The sequence below is a fragment of the Bradyrhizobium niftali genome (genome assembly GCF_004571025.1).
Taxonomy (GTDB): Bacteria; Pseudomonadota; Alphaproteobacteria; order Rhizobiales; family Xanthobacteraceae; genus Bradyrhizobium; species Bradyrhizobium niftali.
The window spans coordinates 63,060-81,171 of sequence record NZ_SPQT01000033.1; the positions used below are offsets into that span (position 1 = coordinate 63,060).

An 18,112-nucleotide genomic window follows, 5' to 3' on the forward strand; every position below is an offset into this window, starting at 1 on the left:
GAAAGCTGCTATCGAGCGCTCGCTCGCGCGACTGGCGACCTTGGATGGAGCACCATCGGGAAGCGCGGGACTGAGACGCCGCGCGCCTGGGCATAGACACTCCTTAAGACCGAGGATCTTGCTCATGACTGACCATCCCCGCCGCGTCACCCGCGCCCTGCTTTCCGTTTCCGACAAGACCGGCCTGATCGAATTCGCCAAGGCGCTTGCCGCCCATGACGTCGAACTGGTTTCGACCGGCGGCACCGCCAAGGCGATCGCAGCGGCCGGCCTCAAGGTGAAGGACGTCTCCGAGCTGACCGGCTTTCCTGAAATGATGGACGGCCGCGTCAAGACGCTGCATCCGAAGGTGCATGGCGGCCTGCTCGCGATCCGCGACAACAAGGAACATGCGGAGGCGATGAAGGCGCACGGCATCGCGCCGATCGATCTCCTCGTCGTCAATCTGTATCCGTTCGAGGCGACCGTCGAGAAAGGCGCGAGCTTCGAGGATTGCATCGAGAATATCGACATCGGCGGCCCCGCGATGATCCGCGCCGCCGCCAAGAACCATGACGACGTCGCCGTGGTGGTCGAGGCCGAGGACTACAAGGCGGTGCTCGACGAGCTCGCCGCCAACAACGGTGCGACCACGCTGAAACTGCGCCGGCGGCTTGCGGCAAAGGCCTATGCGCGCACCGCGGCCTACGATGCTGCGATCTCGAACTGGTTCAACCGGCAGCTCGAGATCGACGCACCCGATTTCCGTGCCTTCGGCGGCAAGCTGATCCAGTCGCTGCGCTATGGCGAGAACCCGCACCAGACCGCGGCGTTCTATGCGACGCCCGACAAGCGGCCGGGCGTCTCGACCGCGCGGCAGCTCCAGGGCAAGGAGCTCTCCTACAACAACATCAACGACACCGATGCGGCCTATGAATGCATCGGCGAGTTCGACGCCAAGCGCACCGCGGCCTGCGTCATCGTCAAGCACGCCAATCCCTGCGGCGTCGCTGAGGGCTCCGACCTCGTCAGCGCCTATCGCAAGGCGCTGGCCTGCGACTCCACCTCGGCGTTCGGCGGCATCATCGCGATGAACCGCGCGCTCGACGCCGACACCGCGCGCGAGATCACGAAGATCTTCACCGAGGTGATCATCGCCCCCGATGCCAGCGAGGAGGCGATCGCCATCATCGGCGCGCGCAAGAATTTGCGTTTGCTGCTCGCGGGTAGCCTGCCCGATCCGCGTGCGCCCGGCCTCACCGCCAAGACGGTGGCCGGCGGCCTCCTGGTGCAGAGCCGCGACAACGCCGTGGTCGACGACATGACGTTCAAGGTCGTGACCAAGCGTGCGCCGACCGATGCGGAGATGCGCGACCTCAAGTTTGCGTTCCGCGTCGCCAAGCACGTCAAGTCCAACACCATCATCTACGCCAAGGATCTCGCCACCGTCGGCATCGGCGCGGGCCAGATGAGCCGGGTCGATTCAGCCCGCATCGCGGCGCGCAAGGCGCAGGATGCGGCGGCTGAGCTGAAGCTCGCCGAGCCGCTCACCAAGGGCTCGGTGGTGGCATCGGATGCGTTCTTCCCGTTCGCCGACGGCATGCTCGCCTGCATCGAAGCCGGCGCCACCGCCGTGGTGCAGCCCGGCGGCTCGATGCGCGACGACGAGGTGATCAAGGCCGCCGACGAGCACGGCATCGCCATGGTGTTTACGGGCACGCGGCATTTCAGGCACTAAGCCCCCGCTGTCGTCCCGGACAAGCGAAGCGCAGATCCGGGACCCATAACCACAGGACGTCGTTTGGCGAAGACTCGGAGTTGCCGGCTCGCACGACGACTCCTCCCTGGGGTTATGGGTCCCTGCGTTCGCAGGGACGCCAGTGGAGATTTATCGCTCCCCCACCCGCATCAACAGCCCCAGTCCCGCGACGAAGAACACGACCAGTACGGCCATGCCGGCCTTCTGGCTCGCCGTCGCCGCGGTGATGATGCCGATCAACAGCGGGCCGATGAAGGACGTCACTTTCCCGGTCAGTGCGAACAGGCCGAAATACTGCGCGATACGGTCCTTTGGTGCGAGGCGGATCAGGAGCGTGCGCGAGGCGGCCTGAAGTGGTCCGCCGGCAGCGCCGATCAGGCAGCCCAGCACGAGATAGGCGCGCTCCGCGGCGCTCGAGAACAGGGGCGCGCCCGGCTGGGGGGCTGCGACCTTGACGAACAGCACGCTGTCCTTGTCGACCAGAAGGATCGCCGCCACCGACAGCAGCAGGATCAGCAAGCTGCCCGCAATGACGCGCTTCGGCCCTAGTCGATCGTCGAGCTTGCCGCCAAGCCATGCGCCAAGGGCGCCGGCAATCGCGAGCATGATGCCGAAAGTGCCGATCTGGATCGTGTGCCAGCCGAAGGTGCCCGCGGCATAGATGCCGCCGAAGGCGAACAGCGACACCAGGCCGTCGGTGTAGATCATGTTGGCGAGCAGGAACGCTGCGAGCGATTTCTGCTGCGGCAAACTCCTGATCGATTGCTTCAGCTCCGACAGGCCTTCGCGCAACGCCTCGCGCACCGGGCGCTTCGCCGGATAGTCCGGCGTGAACAGGAACATCGGCGTCACGAAGATGATGAACCACAACCCGGTCAGCGGTCCGGCGGCGCGATCTCCCTGATGACTGGCGGGATCAAGCCCGAACAGGGGCGTGAGACCGAGCAGCGTGCGTCCGGTCTCGGGATTCGCCGCGAGCAAGCCGAGCACGATGATCAGGCTGACGATGCCGCCGATGTAACCCGTGGCCCAGCCGGTGCCGGAGAGCCGGCCGATCCGCTCCGGCGGCACCAGGGTCGGCATCATCGCGTTGTTGAAGACGGTGGCGAATTCCGCGCCGACGCTGGCGAGCGCGACCGCGGTGAGCAGGGGCGGAATGACCGAGGGATCGCCGGGCTTGCCGATCCACAGCGTGCAGGACGCCAGCACCAGCAGCGCGCCGAACCCCGCGATCCATGGCTTCCTGCGGCCCGAGGCATCCGCGATCGCCCCCAGCACCGGCGACATCAGCGCGATGGCGAGGCCCGCAGCCGCCATCGCAAAGCCCCACAACGATTGGCCGGTGGCAGGATCTGGCGCAATGCTGGTGGCGAAATAAGGCGCGAACACGAAGGTCGTGATCAGCGTGAAATAAGGCTGCGCGGCCCAGTCGAAAAAGATCCAGCTGACGACGGCGGCGCGCGGCGGATAGGTCCGCTGGGCGCTGGCCATGCGCGCATCCGAGGCGATCGTCGTCATCACGCAGTCCTCATCACGAACAGTTTTGCCTGTCTTGGAGCAACCGTATAGCATTGCAGCGGTACGTGTGAACCGTCCCGAGGACCCGGCGGAAATTTTGATGATGTCGTCATTTTCGACACGGCGGACATTTTTAGCCTTCCTTGCCGCTCTGGCGCTTGGAGTGGCGTCTGCGACCGCGCAGGATGCGCGGCGCGCCTATGTCCCGCCCGCGCTCGACACGGTGCATGCCGTTGCAGCCGAGCACGGCATGGTGGTGGCGCAGGAAAAGATATCGGCGCAGGTCGGCGCCGATATCCTGCGACGCGGCGGCAATGCCGTCGATGCCGCGGTCGCGACCGGCTTTGCGATGGCCGTGACCTATCCACGCGCCGGCAATATCGGCGGCGGCGGCTTCATGGTGATCCATTCCGCTGAGCGCAACGAGGACATCGCGATCGACTATCGCGAGACCGCGCCGGCAGCGACCACGCCACAGATCTTCCTCGGTCCCGACGGCAAGCCCGACACCGCGAAGTCGCGCGATTCCGCGCTCGGCATCGGCGTGCCCGGCACTGTCGCAGGCCTCGCGCTGGCGCTGGAGAAATACGGCTCGGGCCAGTTCACGCTGGCGCAATTGCTCGAGCCCGCGATCGCGCTCGCCCGCGACGGATTCATCGTCAGCGACGATATCGCCGATAGCCTGCCGGGTTGGCACCGGCGCCTCGTGCGCTGGCCCTCTTCGGCCAGGATTTTTTCGCGGCCTGATGGCACCTCACTCGGCGAAGGGGATCGACTGATACAGAGCGATCTCGCCGAAACGCTCTCGACCGTCGCCACGCAAGGTCCGCGCGGCTTCTATGAGGGCCCGGTTGCGGAAAAACTCGCCAAGGCCCTGTCCGACGCCGGGGGCATCATGACGGCTGCCGACCTGAAAGCCTATCAGGCAGTGATCCGCGCGCCGGTGCGCGGCACCTATCGCGGCTACGACATCGTGTCGATGCCGCTGCCTTCCTCCGGTGGCGTGGTGCTGGTGGAGACGCTCAACATCCTCGAAGGCTTTCAGCTCGCGGAGTTGAAGCAGGGCTCGCCGGCGTCGCTGCATCTCCTGATCGAGGCCATGAAGCGCGCCTATGCGGACCGCGCGCGCTATCTCGGCGATCCCGCCTTCGTCAACGCACCGATCGAGACCCTCACGGCAAAGGACTACGCCGCCAAGCTGCGCGCCGGTATCTCCGCCGATCGCGCCACGCCGTCGAAGGAGCTCGTGTCTGCCGCCACCTCACCGCGCGAGGGCAGCAACACCACGCATTTCTCCGTCGTCGATAGCCGCGGCAACGCCGTCAGCAACACTTATACGCTGAACTTCAGCTATGGCGTCGGCCTCGTCGCTGATGGCACCGGCGTGCTGCTCAACAACGAGCTCGACGATTTCACCGCGGCGGTCGGCGCCTCCAACGCCTATGGCCTCGTCGGCTTCGAGGCCAATTTGCCTGGGCCCGGCAAGCGGCCGCTGTCGTCGATGTCGCCGACCATCGTGCTGAAGGACGGCAAGCCTGTGCTGGTGACGGGCTCGCCCGGCGGCAGCCGGATCATCTCCACCGTGCTCCAGGTGATCGTGAATGTGCTCGATTACAAAATGGATGTGGCCGCCGCCGTTGCCGCACCGCGGCTGCACCATCAATGGCTGCCGGACGAGGTGCGCGTCGAGCGCGGTTTTCCTGAGGATGTCCTGTTCGCGCTGAAGGCGATGGACCATCTCATCGTCGAGCCGATGGGACAGACCTCCGCCAATTCGATCGCGGTGACATCGAACGGCCCCCTCGGCGCACCCGATCCGCGCACGCGCGGCGCGGAGGCGGCGGGACAATAGCAACCTGAGCCGGGCGCTGGGCTTTTGAGACAGGCTACGGCGTGATATCGACGCAGCCTCCGATTTCACGACGAGCTTCCATGAAACTTTTCTTTCGTATCTCCGCCGCGCTCGTTGCGCTGGCGCTGCTGACAGCCGTCGCGCTCAGCTTCATCTACCGGCCGGGCGACGCGATCCGGGTCGCGACCGGCTTCGTCGCGCACAACGTTTGCAGCAAGACCTTCGTCTCCGGCCTCGACCCGCAGGCCGTGTTCGCGGAGACGACCGAGCGCGACGGCATACGCCGCCTGCGCCCGCTGATGCGGCTTGATCTCGATCACGCAGCGAAGGCGGCCGACGTCACCGTGCTCGGAGGCTTTCGCAGCCACGCGATCTTTCGCGACGGCTTTGGTTGCGTGCTGCAGCATGGGACGACCACGCCCTATCTGCCGAAGATCGACCTCGTCGCGGCGAAGACGCCGAAGGCGCCACCGCTGCTGCCCGACATCGCCGACGATGCCGTGGTCGCGCCTGGCGATCCCGCGTTGAAGGCGGCGCTCGATCATGCCTTCGAGGAGCCGGCCAGCCCGCCGTTCCGGCGCACCAAGGCGATTGTCGTGGTGCGCGACGGCCGCGTGATCGCCGAACGCTATGCACCCGGCATCGGCGTCGATACCCCGCTGCTCGGCTTCTCCATGACGAAATCCGTGATCAACGCGCTGATCGGCACCATGACCCAGCATGGCCTTTTGAGCCCGTCCTATCCGGCGCCGGTGCCGGAATGGCGCAACCCGTCCGATCCGCGTCGCGAGATCGAGGTCGAGCATCTCATGCGGATGACGACGGGACTCGACCTCGATGAGACCAACAGCGGCTTCGATCCGTCGAGCCGGATGATGTATCTGCCCGACGACATGGCGGGATTCGCTGTGCAGGCAGCCCTCGTGGCACCCGTCGGCCAGCGCTGGCGCTATTCGAGCGGGACCACGCAGATCCTGGCGCGCATCGTGCGCGACGGCACCGGTGGGCCCGAGCAAAGCCTGGCCTTTGCCTGGCGCGAATTGTTCAACCCGCTCGGCATGCGTCACGTCACGCTGGAGCTCGACGGCACCGGCACCATTCAAGGCACGACCTACATGCTGGCGAGCGCGCGCGACTGGGCGCGTTTCGGCCTGCTCTATCTCAACGACGGCGTGGTCGGCGGAAAGCGCATTTTGTACGAGGACTGGGTGGATTCTTGCGCGGCCGCCACGCTCGACACGGATTACGCAGCCGGCTTCTGGACCAACCGCAGCGAGCACCCGCACGCAAAAGGCCGCGTGCAGGCGGGCATTCCACGCGATGCCTTCTTTGCGTCAGGCGATCTCGGCCAGCGCGTCTTCATCATCCCCTCGCAGCGTATGGTCGTCGTCCGCCTCGGCGATTCCGTCGATCCGAGCGGCGACATCCGCGGCGTGGCGCGGTTGATCAAGGAGGTGATCGCGGCCGTGAACTAGGCCGTCATTCCGGGGCGATGCGCAGCATCGAACCCAAGAACTCGGGATTCCGGGTTCACGCTTCGCGTGTCCCGGAATGACGGTCTACCGCGCCAGCTCGTACGGCCCGCCCTTTTTCAGGGCGCCTTGATAGGCGGGACGCGCGTGGATGCGCTTGAGGAACGCCATCGCCTTGCGATGGCCCTGCTCCAGCCCGCCCTTGCGCGGCTTCGAGCGGGAAGCTCATCTGGATGTCGGCCGCGGTGAACTCGTTGCCGGCGAACCACTCGCTCTTCGCAAGCGGCCTTCCCAGTAATCCATTTGAGCTGTGGATTGACCAGCGCGGTCAGCGCCTGGTTCGAGACCTTGCGCCCGCTGCCACGCGTGCTACCACCGCGCAGCTTCAGAAACTGCCGGGGAAACGCACATGACCACAGCCGATCCGAACCGGCGCATCGAACGCGCCGAGATCGAGGATACCAGCCTTCTCGCCTTCTATCGCGACATGAACGCGCCGGAGCGGCGGACGTTCTGGGCCTGCGCGGCGGGCTGGGCGCTCGACGGCATGGACTTCATGATCTATCCGCTGGTGATCGGCACCATCATCGCGCTGTGGAAGGTCGACGCGGCCTCGGCAGGTCTCGCCGGCACCGTGACGCTGCTGGCCTCTGCGATCGGCGGCTGGCTTGGCGGCTACCTCTCCGACCATATCGGACGGGTCAGGACGCTTCAGATCACCATCATCTGGTTCTCGTTCTTCTCGCTGGTCTGCGCCGTCGTGCAGAATTTCGACCAGCTCCTGATTGCACGCGCCGTGCTCGGCCTCGGCTTCGGCGGCGAGTGGGCGGCGGGCGCCGTGCTGATGGGCGAGGCGATCCGGCCGCAATATCGCGGACGCGCGGTCGGCTCGGTGCAATCGGGCTGGGCGGTCGGCTGGGGTCTCGCCGTGCTGTCGCAGGCGATCCTGTTCTCGGTCTTGCCGGCCGAGACGGCATGGCGCTGGATGTTCGTGATCGGCGCGCTGCCGGCGCTGCTGGTGTTCTACATCCGCCGCTCTGTCACCGAGCCCGAGATCGCGGCTGAAGCCCGCGCCAAGCAGGCCGCGAGCGGCGATCGTCCGGCGATCTGGGAAATCTTCTCCGGCCCGGTCCTGAAGACCACGATCCTGGCCTCGTTGATGGCGACGGGCTGCCAGGGCGGCTACTACGCCGTCACCTTCTGGGTGCCGCAGTTCCTGACCAAGGAGCGGCACCTGTCGATCGTCGGTTCGACCGGCTATCTCTCGACGCTGATCATCGGCTCCTTCATCGGCTACCTCGTCGGCGCCTGGCTCGCGGACCGCATCGGCAGGCGCAATCTGTTCCTGATCTTCTCGATCGGCGCGATGGCCGTGGTGCTGCTCTACACGCAGCTGCCGCTGACCAACGAGATCCTGTGGGTGCTCGGCTTCCCGCTGGGCTTCTTCGCCTCGGGCTATTTCTCCGGCATCGGCGCGTTTCTCACCGAACTCTATCCGACGCGGCTGCGCGGCTCCGGCCAGGGCTTCTGCTACAATTTCGGCCGCGGCATCGGCGCGCTGTTTCCGTTCCTCGTCGGTGCGCTGTCGGCAACGACGTCGCTTGCGAACGCGATCGCGATGTTTGCGGTGGTGGCCTACGCGCTGTTCTTCATCGCCGCGTTTGCGCTGCCGGAGACGCGCGGTCGCGTGCTGCACGCGGACTGACTGCTCGGCGTCATCCCGGGGCGGCTCGAGGAGCCGAACTCTCGAGATTGTGGCGCGAGATTCCGGGTTCGGTGCTGCGCACCGCCCCGGAATGACGGCAGAGTGGCTTACCGCCCTACCTGGTACGGCCCGCCTTTTTCCAGCGCCCTGGCGTAGGCCGGCCGCGCATGGATGCGCTCCAGAAATGCCATCGCCTTGGGATGGCCCTGCTCCAGCCCGCCGCGCGCTTGCGCGGCTTCGAGCGGGAAGCTCATCTGGATGTCGGCTGCGGTGAACTCGTTGCCGGCGAACCACTCGCTCTTGGCAAGCTCGCCTTCCCAGTAATCCATGTGCTGCTTGAGCTGTGGATTGACCAGCGCGGTGAGCGCCTGGTTCGAGACCTTGCGCACCAGCGGACGAAGCAGCGCCGGCGCACGCTTCGGCATCAGCGTGAACAGCAGCTTGAGCAGCAGCGGCTGCATCGCCGAGCCTTCCGCGTAGTGCAGCCAGTAGGTGAAGCGCAGGCGCTCGGGCGTGTTCGGCGGCGGGATCAGCCGGCCGTTGCCGTAGGTGGCGATGAGATATTCGATGATCGCACCGGATTCCGCGATGGTGTTGCCGTTGTCGGTGATGACGGGCGACTTGCCGAGCGGATGGATGGCGCGCAGCTCCTTCGGCGCGCGCATGTCCGGCTGGCGCTGATAGCGCACGATCTCGTAAGGCACGCCCAACTCCTCGAGCAGCCAAAGCACGCGCTGCGAGCGGGAATTGTTGAGGTGATGGACGGTCAGCATCGGTGGGGTCCCCAGGCTAGGCGTGGTCGGTTGGCCGCGTTCGTGCCAGCCCGGGAACGCAATGTCGAGCCATCCGGACGGATATTTTCACCCGGGTATATTGACGTGAGCAATTTACCCGGGTATTAAACGGCCAACGTCATCAATTTTGGCAATGATTCCAATGCAAAGGACTTTCACAGCTTTCCAGGGCCAGCGCCGCCTGGCGTCCGGGCCGGCAGGAGAGGTCGCGCTGGTCGTCAAGCGGATCGCGCCGCCGCCGGACGAGCCCATCATCATCTTCGAGGACTCGACGGGCCGATCGATCGACTTCGATCTGCGCGGCGGGGACCGCGAGGTGCTGGCGCGGGTGACGAAGCTCGTCCCGCCCCCGGTGGAGGAGACCGCACCGCCGGCCGAGCCGCGCGGGCGCGGCCGGCCGAAGCTCGGCGTGGTCGCGCGCGAGGTGACGCTGCTTCCGCGGCACTGGGAGTGGCTCAACGCGCAGCCGGGCGGCGCCTCGGTCGCGCTGCGCAAACTCGTCGACGAGGCAAGGCGTGCCAGCGGCGACAAGGACCGCGAGCGGCAGGCGCGCGATGCGGCCTATCACTTCATGTCGACCATGGCGGGCAACCTGCCGCAGTTCGAGGAAGCCTCACGGGCATTGTTCGCGGATGACCGGCGGCGCTTCACCGGGCTGATCGCGGACTGGCCGACTGATATCCGCGACCACATCGTCAAGCTCGCCTACAGCGACCGCGCGTAAACCGCGCGGCGCTTTCTCTCAACCCTATCGACGCCGAAGCCGCGCCTCGCGCGGCAACGGCTTCGCATGCCCTGATGAAAGGCCAATCCATGTCCGCCGCCACGCCGCTCTGGACGACATTCCTCCGCTTCCTCGCACCCCTGATGCTGAGCAACGCACTGCAATCGTTGTTCGGCACCGTCAGCAACGTCTATCTCGGCCAGATGATCGGCGTCGACGCACTCGCGGCGGTCTCGGCGTTCTTCCCGGTGATGTTCTTCCTGTTCGCCTTCGTCATGGGCCTGAGCACCGGCGCCACCGTGCTGATCGGCCAGGCGTTCGGCGCCGGTGAACATGGCCGCATCAAAATCGTTGTCGGCACGACGCTCGCGGTCGGCCTGCTGCTCTCGATCTCGATTGCACTGGTCGGCGGCCTGTTCAGCCGGCCATTGATGATGGCGCTCGCGACGCCCGCGGACATTCTCGACCAGGCCTCCGCTTATGCGCGCATCATGCTGCTGACGATGCCGCTCGGCTTCGTCTTCCTGCTGATGACGGCGATGATCCGCGGTGTCGGCGATGGGCTGACGCCTCTGCTGGCGCTGGCGTTGTCGACCGCGATCGGCCTGATCCTGACGCCGATGCTGATCCGCGGCGCGTTCGGATTGCCGGCGGCCGGCATCGCCAGCCCGGCATGGGCGGCCGCGATCGCCAACGCGCTGACGCTGATTGCGCTCGCCGTCTATCTGCGGCGAAAGCAGCATGCGCTTGCTCCTGATGCCGCGCTGCTGCGTCATCTGCGGCTCAACGGATCCGTGCTCGGCAAGATTCTCGGCATCGGACTGCCGAGCGCGATCGGCATGGTGGTGATGGCGATCGCGGAGCTCGTGCTGCTCGGGCTCGTCAACGGCTTTGGCTCCGACGCCACCGCCGCCTATGGTGCCGTCAACCAGGTGATGGGCTATACGCAGTTCACGGCGATGTCGATCTCGATCGCGGTCTCGATCCTCGGCGCGCAGGCCGTCGGCGGCGGCGACAGGGCCCGGCTCGACGGCATCGTGCGTACCGGCCTCGCGTTCAACCTCGTCCTGACCGGCGGCCTCGTGGCGCTGATCTATCTCGCGCCACGCGCCGTGCTCGGCGTCTTCATCACCGACGGCGCCGTGCTCGATCTGGCGAAGGAGTTGCTCACCATCGCCTTGTGGAGCTCGGTGCCGTTCGGCCTGGCAACGGTGTTTTCCGGCGCCATGCGCGCCGCCGGCGTGGCGCTGACGCCGATGCTGCTCTCGATCTTCGCGATTCTCGCGATCGAGCTGCCGGCTGCGGTCATCCTGAGCCGCACGATTGGCCTGAAGGGCGTATGGGCCGCCTATCCGATCGTGTTCTGCGCCATGTTCGTTTTGCAGATGGGCTATTACCTCCTGGTGTGGCGCCGGCGGGCAATCCGTCGTCTGATCTGACCGGATCATCAAGGTATTATGACCATCATTAAACGGTGGACCCGTGGCGCGCCGTGCGCCACAATGGATGAAAAGCCAGATCAAAAGTCAGGTCAGGGAGAACGATTTGACCCGCACCGCCCCGCAGTTCCTGTTCGATTTCGGCAGCCCGAACGCCTATCTCAGCCACCTGGCGATCCCGGCGATCGAGCAGCGCATCGGCGTCAAATTCGAATATGTGCCGATCCTGCTCGGCGGCATCTTCAAGTCGACCAACAACAGGTCGCCGGCCGAGACGCTCGCCGGCGTCAAGAACAAGCGCGAATTCCAGGCGGTCGAGACCGAACGCTTCATCAAGCGATTCAAGGTCCAGCCTTACGTCTTCAACCCGCACTTCCCCGTCAACACGCTGAACCTGATGCGCACCGCGATCGCGGCGCAGCTCGAGGGCGTGTTCGAGACATATGTCGAGGCCGCCTTCCACCACATGTGGCGCGAGCCGAAGAAGATGGACGACCCTGAAATCGCGGCGAAGGCGCTGGCGTCCTCCGGCCTCGATGCGCAAAAGCTGTTCGCGCGCGCCCAGGAGCCCGAGGTGAAGGGCAAGCTGATCAAGAACACCGAGGAGGCGGTCGCGCGCGGCGCGTTCGGCTCGCCGACCTTCTTCGTCGGCAACGAGATGTTTTTTGGCAAGGAGCAGCTGCGCGAGGTCGAGGAGATGGTATCGGGAAAGTGATTCCCCGATCGTGCGCGGAACGAGCAATCTCCTCACCGTCGTCCTGGCCTAGTGCGCAATTGCGCACGGGAACCAGGACCCATAACCACCAAAGGTTATTGATGTGACGGGCTGTAGCTCCAACTTGTCCGACAACATGCAGTCGGGGTAATGGTTTCTGGCTCCCGTGCGCAATTGCGCACTAGGCCAGGACGACGGCAAAGAAGAAACAACAAGGACAATCCCATGCGTATCCTCGTGGTCGGCGCCGGCGCCATTGGCGGCTATTTTGGTGGCAGGCTGTTGCAGGCCGGCCGCGACGTCACCTTCCTGGTCCGGCCGCGCCGCGCCGCCGAGCTGGCGAGCGCCGGCCTCGTCATCAAGAGCCCGAACGGCGACGTGACGCTGAAGGCTCCGCCGACGGTCGAGGCCGACAAGCTCAAGGACAAGTTCGACGTCGTGCTCTTGAGCTGCAAGGCGTTCGATCTCGACGATGCCATCAAGTCGTTCGCAGCGGCGGTCGGGCCTGATACGGCGATCATTCCGATGCTGAACGGCATGAAGCATCTCGACACGCTCGATGCCAGGTTCGGCAAGGAGCGCGTGCTCGGCGGGCTCTGCGCCATCGCGGCGACCTTGAACGAGAAGCGCGAGGTGGTGCAGCTCCAGCCGATGCAGGCGATCAGCTACGGCGAGCGCGACGGCAAGCCGTCCGACCGGGTCAAGGCGATCGACGAAGCCTTCAAGAGCGGCATCGTTGGTGCCACGGCCAGCCAGAACATCATGCAGGACATGTGGGAGAAGTGGGTGTTCCTCTCCTCGCTCGCGGCCTCCACCAGCCTGATGCGCACCTCCGTCGGCAACATTCTCGCCGCGCCCGGCGGCCGGGACTTTTTGCTGGGCATGCTGGATGAGACCAGCGCGATCGCCACCGCGTCAGGCTATCCGCCGGGTGGCCCGTTCTTCGAGCGGGTGAAGGGCAACCTCACCACCGAGGGCTCGCCGATGACGGCGTCGATGTTCCGCGACATCAAGGCCGGCCTGCCGGTCGAGGCCGATCACGTCATCGGCGATCTCATCGCACGCGGCGATGCCGCCAAGGTGCCGGTGCCGAAGCTGCGCATCGCGTATACGCATTTGAAGGCGTATGAGAAGCAGCGGGCGGGGTAGCGGCCAGCCACGCGCTCGGTGTCGTCCCGGACAAGCGTAAGCGCAGATCCGGGATCCATAACCACAAGATTACATCGTACGCGAAGTCGTCACTCCGAGTCCCCGTAACCACGTCTTCCTGTGGTTATGGGTCCCGTATCTGCGCGCGCTTGTGGCGCGCTTGTCCGGGACGACGGTAGTGTTTGCAGCTATTCCCGCACTACTGCAAATGCGCCAGATAATGCGCGACCGCCGTAATCTCTTCTTCGCTCATCGCATAGGCGACATCGGCCATCGCGGCGACGCCGCCGCCGACGCGCTGGCCGGCCTTGTAGTCGAAGAGCGCCTTCACGAGATATTCCTCGCGCTGACCTGCGAGGCGCGCGACGGCCTTGGTGCCCGCGTAGGTGTCCGTGTGGCATGAGGCACAGCGGCGGCCGGTGGCGACTTGTGCGCCTTTCTTCGACAGATCGGGGTCCTTGTCCTCCGGACCCTTCGGCGGCGCGAGCTGCGAAAAGTAAGCCCCCAGGCTGCGGATGTCCTCGTTGCCGATCTCCTCGACGATCGGCTGCATCTGGTCGTTCTTGCGCGAGCCGGCGCGGAAGAACACGAGCTGCCATTGCAGGAATTGATCGGGCTGGCCTGCGAGCGAAGGAATGTTCTCGGTCTGCGAGATGCCGTTGTCGCCGTGACAGCCGGCGCAGGCGGCGGCCTTCTCCTTGATCGCCGCATTGTCGGCGGCGCTTGCGGAGAGGGCGCCGAGCGCGATGAGCGCAACCGTGCTGATTGCGTGCGAGATGAACTGCCGGGGCATGGTGGGGATTCCGATCTATCGAAGTCGTCATTCCGGGGCGCGCCGCTTGGCGCGAGCCCGGAATCCATAACCACGAATCGGGGTTATGGGTTCCGGACTTGCGCGCAAGCGACGCGCAATCCGGAACGACAGCATTGGACTGTGAAAATGAACGAGGCTGCGGCCGTCACCCGGTCGCAGCCCCGTTATCGTGTCGCGCTACTTCTTGCTGTACCTGATGCGATAGATCGCGCCGGCCCAGTCGTCGGCGACGAGAATCGAACCGTCCTTGGCGAGGATGATGTCGTTGGGACGGCCGAGATAGCCCTGGTCGCCCTCGATCCAGCCGGAGGCGAACACCTCCTGCTTGGCGTTCTTGCCGTCGGGCCCGACGATCACGCGCATGATGCGGCCGCCCTGGTACTTGTGACGATTCCAGGAGCCGTGCTCGGCGATCAGGATGTTGTTCTTGTACTCGGCGGGGAATTGATCGCCGGTGTAGAACTTCATGCCGAGCGGAGCGACGTGCGCGCCGAGGTTCAGCACGGGCGGCGTGAACTCGGAGCACTTGTGACCCATCGCGAACTTCGGATCGGGCAGGTCACCCTGGTGGCAATAGGGATAGCCGAAATGCTCGCCCATCTTCGAGATCATGTTCAGCTTGTCGCTGGGCAGATCGTCGCTGACCCAGTCGCGCGCGTTCTCGGTGAACCAGAACCTGCCGGTACGCGGATCGACGTCGCCGCCGACCGAGTTGCGAACGCCGAGCGCATAGATTTCGGCGTTGCCGGTCTTGGGATCGACGCGGCGGATCTGCGAGACGCTGGTCGGGGGCACGCCGACGTTGAAGGGCGGTCCGAACGGCAGGTAGAACCAGCCTTCCTTGTCGACCGCGATGTACTTCCAGCCATGCGCGGCATAGGAGGGCATGTCGTCATAGACGACCTTGCCGTCGCCGAGCTTGTCCAGATTGGCCTCCGCGTTGTCGTAGCGGATCAGCTTGTCGACGGCGATGACGTAGAGCGCGCCGTCCTTGAAGGCGAGACCGGTGGGCATGTTCAGCCCCTTCAGGATGGTCTTGACCTCCTTCTTGCCGTTGTTGTCCTTGATGGCATAGACGTTGCCGAGGCCGAACGAGCCGACGAACAGCGTGCCCTTGTCACCCCAGGCCATCTGCCGCGCGGCGAGCACGCCGGGCGCATAGACCTCGATCTTGAAGCCCGCCGGCAGCTTGATCTTCTTCATCATCGCCGCGAGCTCGGCCTCCGATGCGCCGGTCGGCGGACCCGACGGCGGCGCCAGGCCCTTCTGTGCCTCGGTCTCGTCGCCCAGGAACCAGTCGTCCGGCGGATGGGTCCAGAATTCCTTGGTGCCGGATTCGTATTTCTTCAGCTGCCGGTTCTTGTCCTGTTGCTGCGCATTGACAACGCTGGTCCCGGCAAGAAGGGCAACCGCTGCAAGCGCCAACACGGATCGATGGAACATCGATGTCATCGCGTCACTCCCCTATGGCAGCCGTCAGGGCTGCACGTTATTTTGTTATGGCTAGTCGAGAGGCGAAGTTTTGAGTCCGCCTGAGAGGCAGACGCAAAAAGGTTAGCACATCTGCGAGCGGTGAGAAGCGCGTGGCGCGCACTGCGGTTGCGCTCAATAAGAATTGAGACGGATTTTCTTCGGACGCTGGCACAGCAGCCGCAATGATCTCGCTGCAACGCGGAATCAAGATCGCGCGCGGCTGATTTTCAGGCAGCCGAAGGGGCGGTCACACAAAAAACGCGAAAACAACCCCATGCACAGTAGAACGGCAAAGACCATGTTGCGCCCGGTGACGGCACGCAGACATTTGATGCATCGAGCAAAACAGCAGCAGTGGCGCTTACGAGGCGACGGGGTAGGGTCCGTCGTCGAACACCGTGTCATGATAGCCTTTCGACCCGATCTCGCGCGCCAGCGTGCTGCGAAAATCCCGTCCCGCGACGAGGCTTTGCAGCACATGCGCGAAGTCGAATTCAGGCCGCCAACCCAATTCGCGCTGCGCACGATCGTTGACGTAGACGCGGTCGATCTGCGGAAACAGGCGCCAACTGTGCGCCGCATAGAGCTGCGCGCAATCCGGATAGAGCTCGCGCACGACACCCGCCGCGTCGCGCGCGATCGCCGCGAGATGGTGCGGTTCGAACGGACTCGTGGCCGACACGATGTAGCGGGCGAAGCCGATGTCGGGCGCGCGTTCGACGGCGAGCAGATGGGCGCTCACAGCGTCCGCTATATCCAGCCGGCGATAGAGCAGTTCGTTGGCCTGTGCGTTCTCCAACGTGTAGGCCGTGCGCATCGCCGGATCGTCATCGTCTTCCGGAAAGAAGCGCGAGGTTCGCAAGGTGAGGACGGGCAGGCCGCGCTCGCGAAAGAACAGCTCGCACAGGCTCTCCGCCATCAGCTTGGTCGTGCCGTAGATGTTCTTCGGCACCGGCGGCAGATCCTCGGTGACCCACACCGCGGCCTGTCCGGCTTCGGGGCGAAGCTGCGAGCCGAACGCGCTGGTGGTGCTGGTGAAAACGACGCTACGCACGCCGGCGGCGGCCGCCGCCTCGAGCAGATTGAGCGTGCCGGTGACGTTGGTGTCGACGAAATCCTGCCTGCTGTGGGTCGCCACATGCGGCTTGTGCAGCGTCGCGGTGTGGATCACGGCGGTGACGCCGTCCATCTGGCGCCGTACGAAATCGGGATCGACGATCGAGCCGACGGCATCGGTGAAGGGCGACGGCTTCAGATCGACCCCGTGCACAGGTGACCCGCGCCCGCGGAGCGTGCGGAGAAGGGCCTCCCCGAGATGGCCCGCGCTACCGGTGACCAGAATTGTCATTGCAGACCCAATACAGCCGCCAGCGGCGTGGAAAACCACGATTCCGTCCGGTTTGGCTGGATGCTCTGGGAAAAACTGGAGCGGGCGAAGGGGCTCGAACCCTCGACCCCGACCTTGGCAAGGTCGTGCTCTACCACTGAGCTACACCCGCATCCTGTGTCGGTCGCATGACGCGCCGGCAACGGCTGTCGTATGCCAAAAGCGGGAGGGGAATGCAACAGCTACCGGCGGCATAGATTGGTATCTTGGGGCCTATATGAACCCCGAAAGCGGCCAAATCGACGGAAAATGCCCCGGAACCGCCGAATCAGTCCTGATGCATTGAAATTCGGCCGTCCCGGCCCAATTTAGGAGCCGACGACGAAGCATATGCGTTGGCGACGTGCTAAAGACCCGCCATTCCAGACATAAGACGAGGGGATCCCGTGACGATCATCGACCAGGGTAACGGAGCGGCGGGCCCGGCTGCGGCCGACCTGATCAAGGACACCACCACCCAGACCTTCGTGAAGGACGTCATCGAGGAATCGAAGCGCCAGCCGGTGCTGATCGATTTCTGGGCGGAGTGGTGCGGGCCCTGCAAGCAGCTCACCCCCGTGCTGGAAAAGGCGGTCAAGGCGGCCAAGGGCAAGGTCAAGCTGGTCAAGATGAACATCGACCAGCACCCGGCGATCCCGGGCCAGATGGGCATCCAGTCGATCCCGGCCGTGATCGCCTTCGTCAACGGCCAGCCGGCCGACGGCTTCATGGGCGCGGTGCCGGAGAGCCAGCTCAACGCCTTCATCGAAAAGCTGACCAAGGGCGTGACGGCGCCGGGCGAGCCCAATATCGCCGAGATCCTGCAAGAGGCCGAGGCGGTGCTCGCCGAGGGCGACGCCGCCGCCGCGGCGCAGATCTATGCCGAGGTGCTGCAGCACGATTCGACCAACATCGCGGCGCTGGCGGGCCTCGCCAAGTGCTACGCCGTCTCCGGCGCGATGGAGCAGGCCAAGCAGACGCTGGCCATGGTGCCGGAATCCAAGCGCAACGACCCCGCGGTGAAGGCCGTGCAGACCGCGATCGATCTCGCCGAGCAGGCGGAGCAGCTGGGGCCGGTGGCGGAGCTGGAACAGAAAGTCGCCGCAAACCCGCTCGATCATCAGGCACGGTTCGATCTTGCGACCGCGCTCAACGCGCAAGGCAACCGGGCAGCCGCAACCGAGCAGCTGCTCGCGATCATCAAGCGTGACCGCAAATGGAACGACGACGGCGCCCGCAAGCAGCTCGTGCAGTTCTTCGAGGCTTGGGGCGGCACGGATGAGGCAACCATCGAGGGACGCAAGCGCTTGTCGACGATCCTGTTTTCGTGAGGGCAAGGCGCTAACACCGGCA

14 protein-coding genes, 1 tRNA gene, 1 pseudogene and 1 riboswitch are annotated in these 18,112 nt (G+C 65.2%); of the genes and pseudogenes, 9 read left to right on the forward strand and 7 right to left on the reverse strand.

Features of this window, described 5'->3' with window-relative positions:
• The first annotated feature begins 17 nt into the window (after window positions 1–17).
• Window positions 18–99, forward strand: a riboswitch (ZMP/ZTP riboswitch).
• 25 nt (window positions 100–124) lie between these two features.
• Window positions 125–1,717, forward strand: a complete 1,593-nt coding sequence (gene purH / locus E4K65_RS38855; protein ID WP_135178598.1) for a bifunctional phosphoribosylaminoimidazolecarboxamide formyltransferase/IMP cyclohydrolase — start codon at window positions 125–127, stop codon at window positions 1,715–1,717.
• A gap of 150 nt (window positions 1,718–1,867) precedes the next feature.
• Here purH and E4K65_RS38860 read toward each other — a convergent pair whose 3' ends face one another.
• Window positions 1,868–3,256 (reverse strand): MFS transporter, encoded by a 1,389-nt coding sequence (locus E4K65_RS38860; protein WP_135178599.1) that lies wholly within the window; start codon window positions 3,254–3,256, stop codon window positions 1,868–1,870.
• A gap of 100 nt (window positions 3,257–3,356) precedes the next feature.
• On the opposite strand from E4K65_RS38860, the gene ggt reads away from it, so the two are divergent.
• On the forward strand, window positions 3,357–5,108 hold the full coding sequence (gene ggt / locus E4K65_RS38865) for a gamma-glutamyltransferase (protein WP_135178600.1): 1,752 nt from the start codon (window positions 3,357–3,359) through the stop codon (window positions 5,106–5,108).
• A gap of 80 nt (window positions 5,109–5,188) precedes the next feature.
• The gene (locus E4K65_RS38870) at window positions 5,189–6,583 is read left to right on the forward strand and encodes a serine hydrolase domain-containing protein (RefSeq protein WP_135178601.1); all 1,395 of its coding nucleotides are present in this window, start codon (window positions 5,189–5,191) and stop codon (window positions 6,581–6,583) included.
• Window positions 6,584–6,667: 84 nt separating this feature from the next.
• Here the strand turns inward: E4K65_RS38870 and E4K65_RS49870 are convergent.
• Window positions 6,668–6,933 (reverse strand): annotated as a pseudogene (locus E4K65_RS49870) (glutathione binding-like protein); the annotation flags it as partial.
• A gap of 56 nt (window positions 6,934–6,989) precedes the next feature.
• Between E4K65_RS49870 and E4K65_RS38880 the strand changes: the two are divergent.
• Entirely contained in the window at window positions 6,990–8,285 is a 1,296-nt protein-coding gene (locus tag E4K65_RS38880; protein WP_135178602.1) for an MFS transporter, read from the forward strand.
• Window positions 8,286–8,392: 107 nt separating this feature from the next.
• On the opposite strand, the gene E4K65_RS38885 is transcribed toward E4K65_RS38880, so the two are convergent.
• On the reverse strand, window positions 8,393–9,058 hold the full coding sequence (locus E4K65_RS38885) for a glutathione S-transferase family protein (protein ID WP_135178603.1): 666 nt from the start codon (window positions 9,056–9,058) through the stop codon (window positions 8,393–8,395).
• A gap of 163 nt (window positions 9,059–9,221) precedes the next feature.
• Between E4K65_RS38885 and E4K65_RS38890 the strand changes: the two genes are divergently transcribed.
• From E4K65_RS38890 to panE, 4 genes are all read left to right on the forward strand, one after another.
• On the forward strand, window positions 9,222–9,803 hold the full coding sequence (locus E4K65_RS38890) for a DUF2239 family protein (protein ID WP_167771502.1): 582 nt from the start codon (window positions 9,222–9,224) through the stop codon (window positions 9,801–9,803).
• 74 nt (window positions 9,804–9,877) lie between these two features.
• Complete coding sequence (locus tag E4K65_RS38895; protein ID WP_135178605.1) at window positions 9,878–11,242, forward strand: MATE family efflux transporter; 1,365 nt, start codon at window positions 9,878–9,880, stop codon at window positions 11,240–11,242.
• Between the two features lie 106 nt (window positions 11,243–11,348).
• Window positions 11,349–11,957, forward strand: a complete 609-nt coding sequence (locus E4K65_RS38900) for a 2-hydroxychromene-2-carboxylate isomerase (protein WP_027543831.1) — start codon at window positions 11,349–11,351, stop codon at window positions 11,955–11,957.
• Window positions 11,958–12,182: 225 nt separating this feature from the next.
• Window positions 12,183–13,106 carry a 2-dehydropantoate 2-reductase gene (gene panE, locus E4K65_RS38905; RefSeq protein ID WP_027543830.1) on the forward strand — a complete coding sequence of 308 codons (924 nt, stop codon included), beginning with the start codon at window positions 12,183–12,185 and terminating at the stop codon, window positions 13,104–13,106.
• Window positions 13,107–13,305: 199 nt separating this feature from the next.
• Here panE and E4K65_RS38910 read toward each other — a convergent pair whose 3' ends face one another.
• The 4 genes from E4K65_RS38910 to E4K65_RS38930 all read right to left on the reverse strand — a co-directional run bounded on the left by E4K65_RS38910 (window position 13,306) and on the right by E4K65_RS38930 (window position 16,892).
• Window positions 13,306–13,899, reverse strand: a complete 594-nt coding sequence (locus tag E4K65_RS38910; protein WP_135178607.1) for a c-type cytochrome — start codon at window positions 13,897–13,899, stop codon at window positions 13,306–13,308.
• 198 nt (window positions 13,900–14,097) lie between these two features.
• A complete protein-coding gene (locus E4K65_RS38915) occupies window positions 14,098–15,372 on the reverse strand; it encodes a PQQ-dependent sugar dehydrogenase (RefSeq protein ID WP_135178608.1) in 1,275 nt (424 codons plus the stop codon).
• A gap of 382 nt (window positions 15,373–15,754) precedes the next feature.
• The gene (locus E4K65_RS38925; RefSeq protein ID WP_167771503.1) at window positions 15,755–16,741 is read right to left on the reverse strand and encodes an NAD-dependent epimerase/dehydratase family protein; all 987 of its coding nucleotides are present in this window, start codon (window positions 16,739–16,741) and stop codon (window positions 15,755–15,757) included.
• A 76-nt stretch (window positions 16,742–16,817) separates the two neighbouring features.
• Window positions 16,818–16,892 (reverse strand) — tRNA-Gly (locus E4K65_RS38930).
• A 274-nt stretch (window positions 16,893–17,166) separates the two neighbouring features.
• On the opposite strand from E4K65_RS38930, the gene trxA reads away from it, so the two are divergent.
• Window positions 17,167–18,090: a thioredoxin gene (gene trxA / locus E4K65_RS38935; RefSeq protein WP_167771504.1), complete on the forward strand. Its 924-nt coding sequence runs from the start codon at window positions 17,167–17,169 to the stop codon at window positions 18,088–18,090.
• Window positions 18,091–18,112 lie beyond the last annotated feature (22 nt).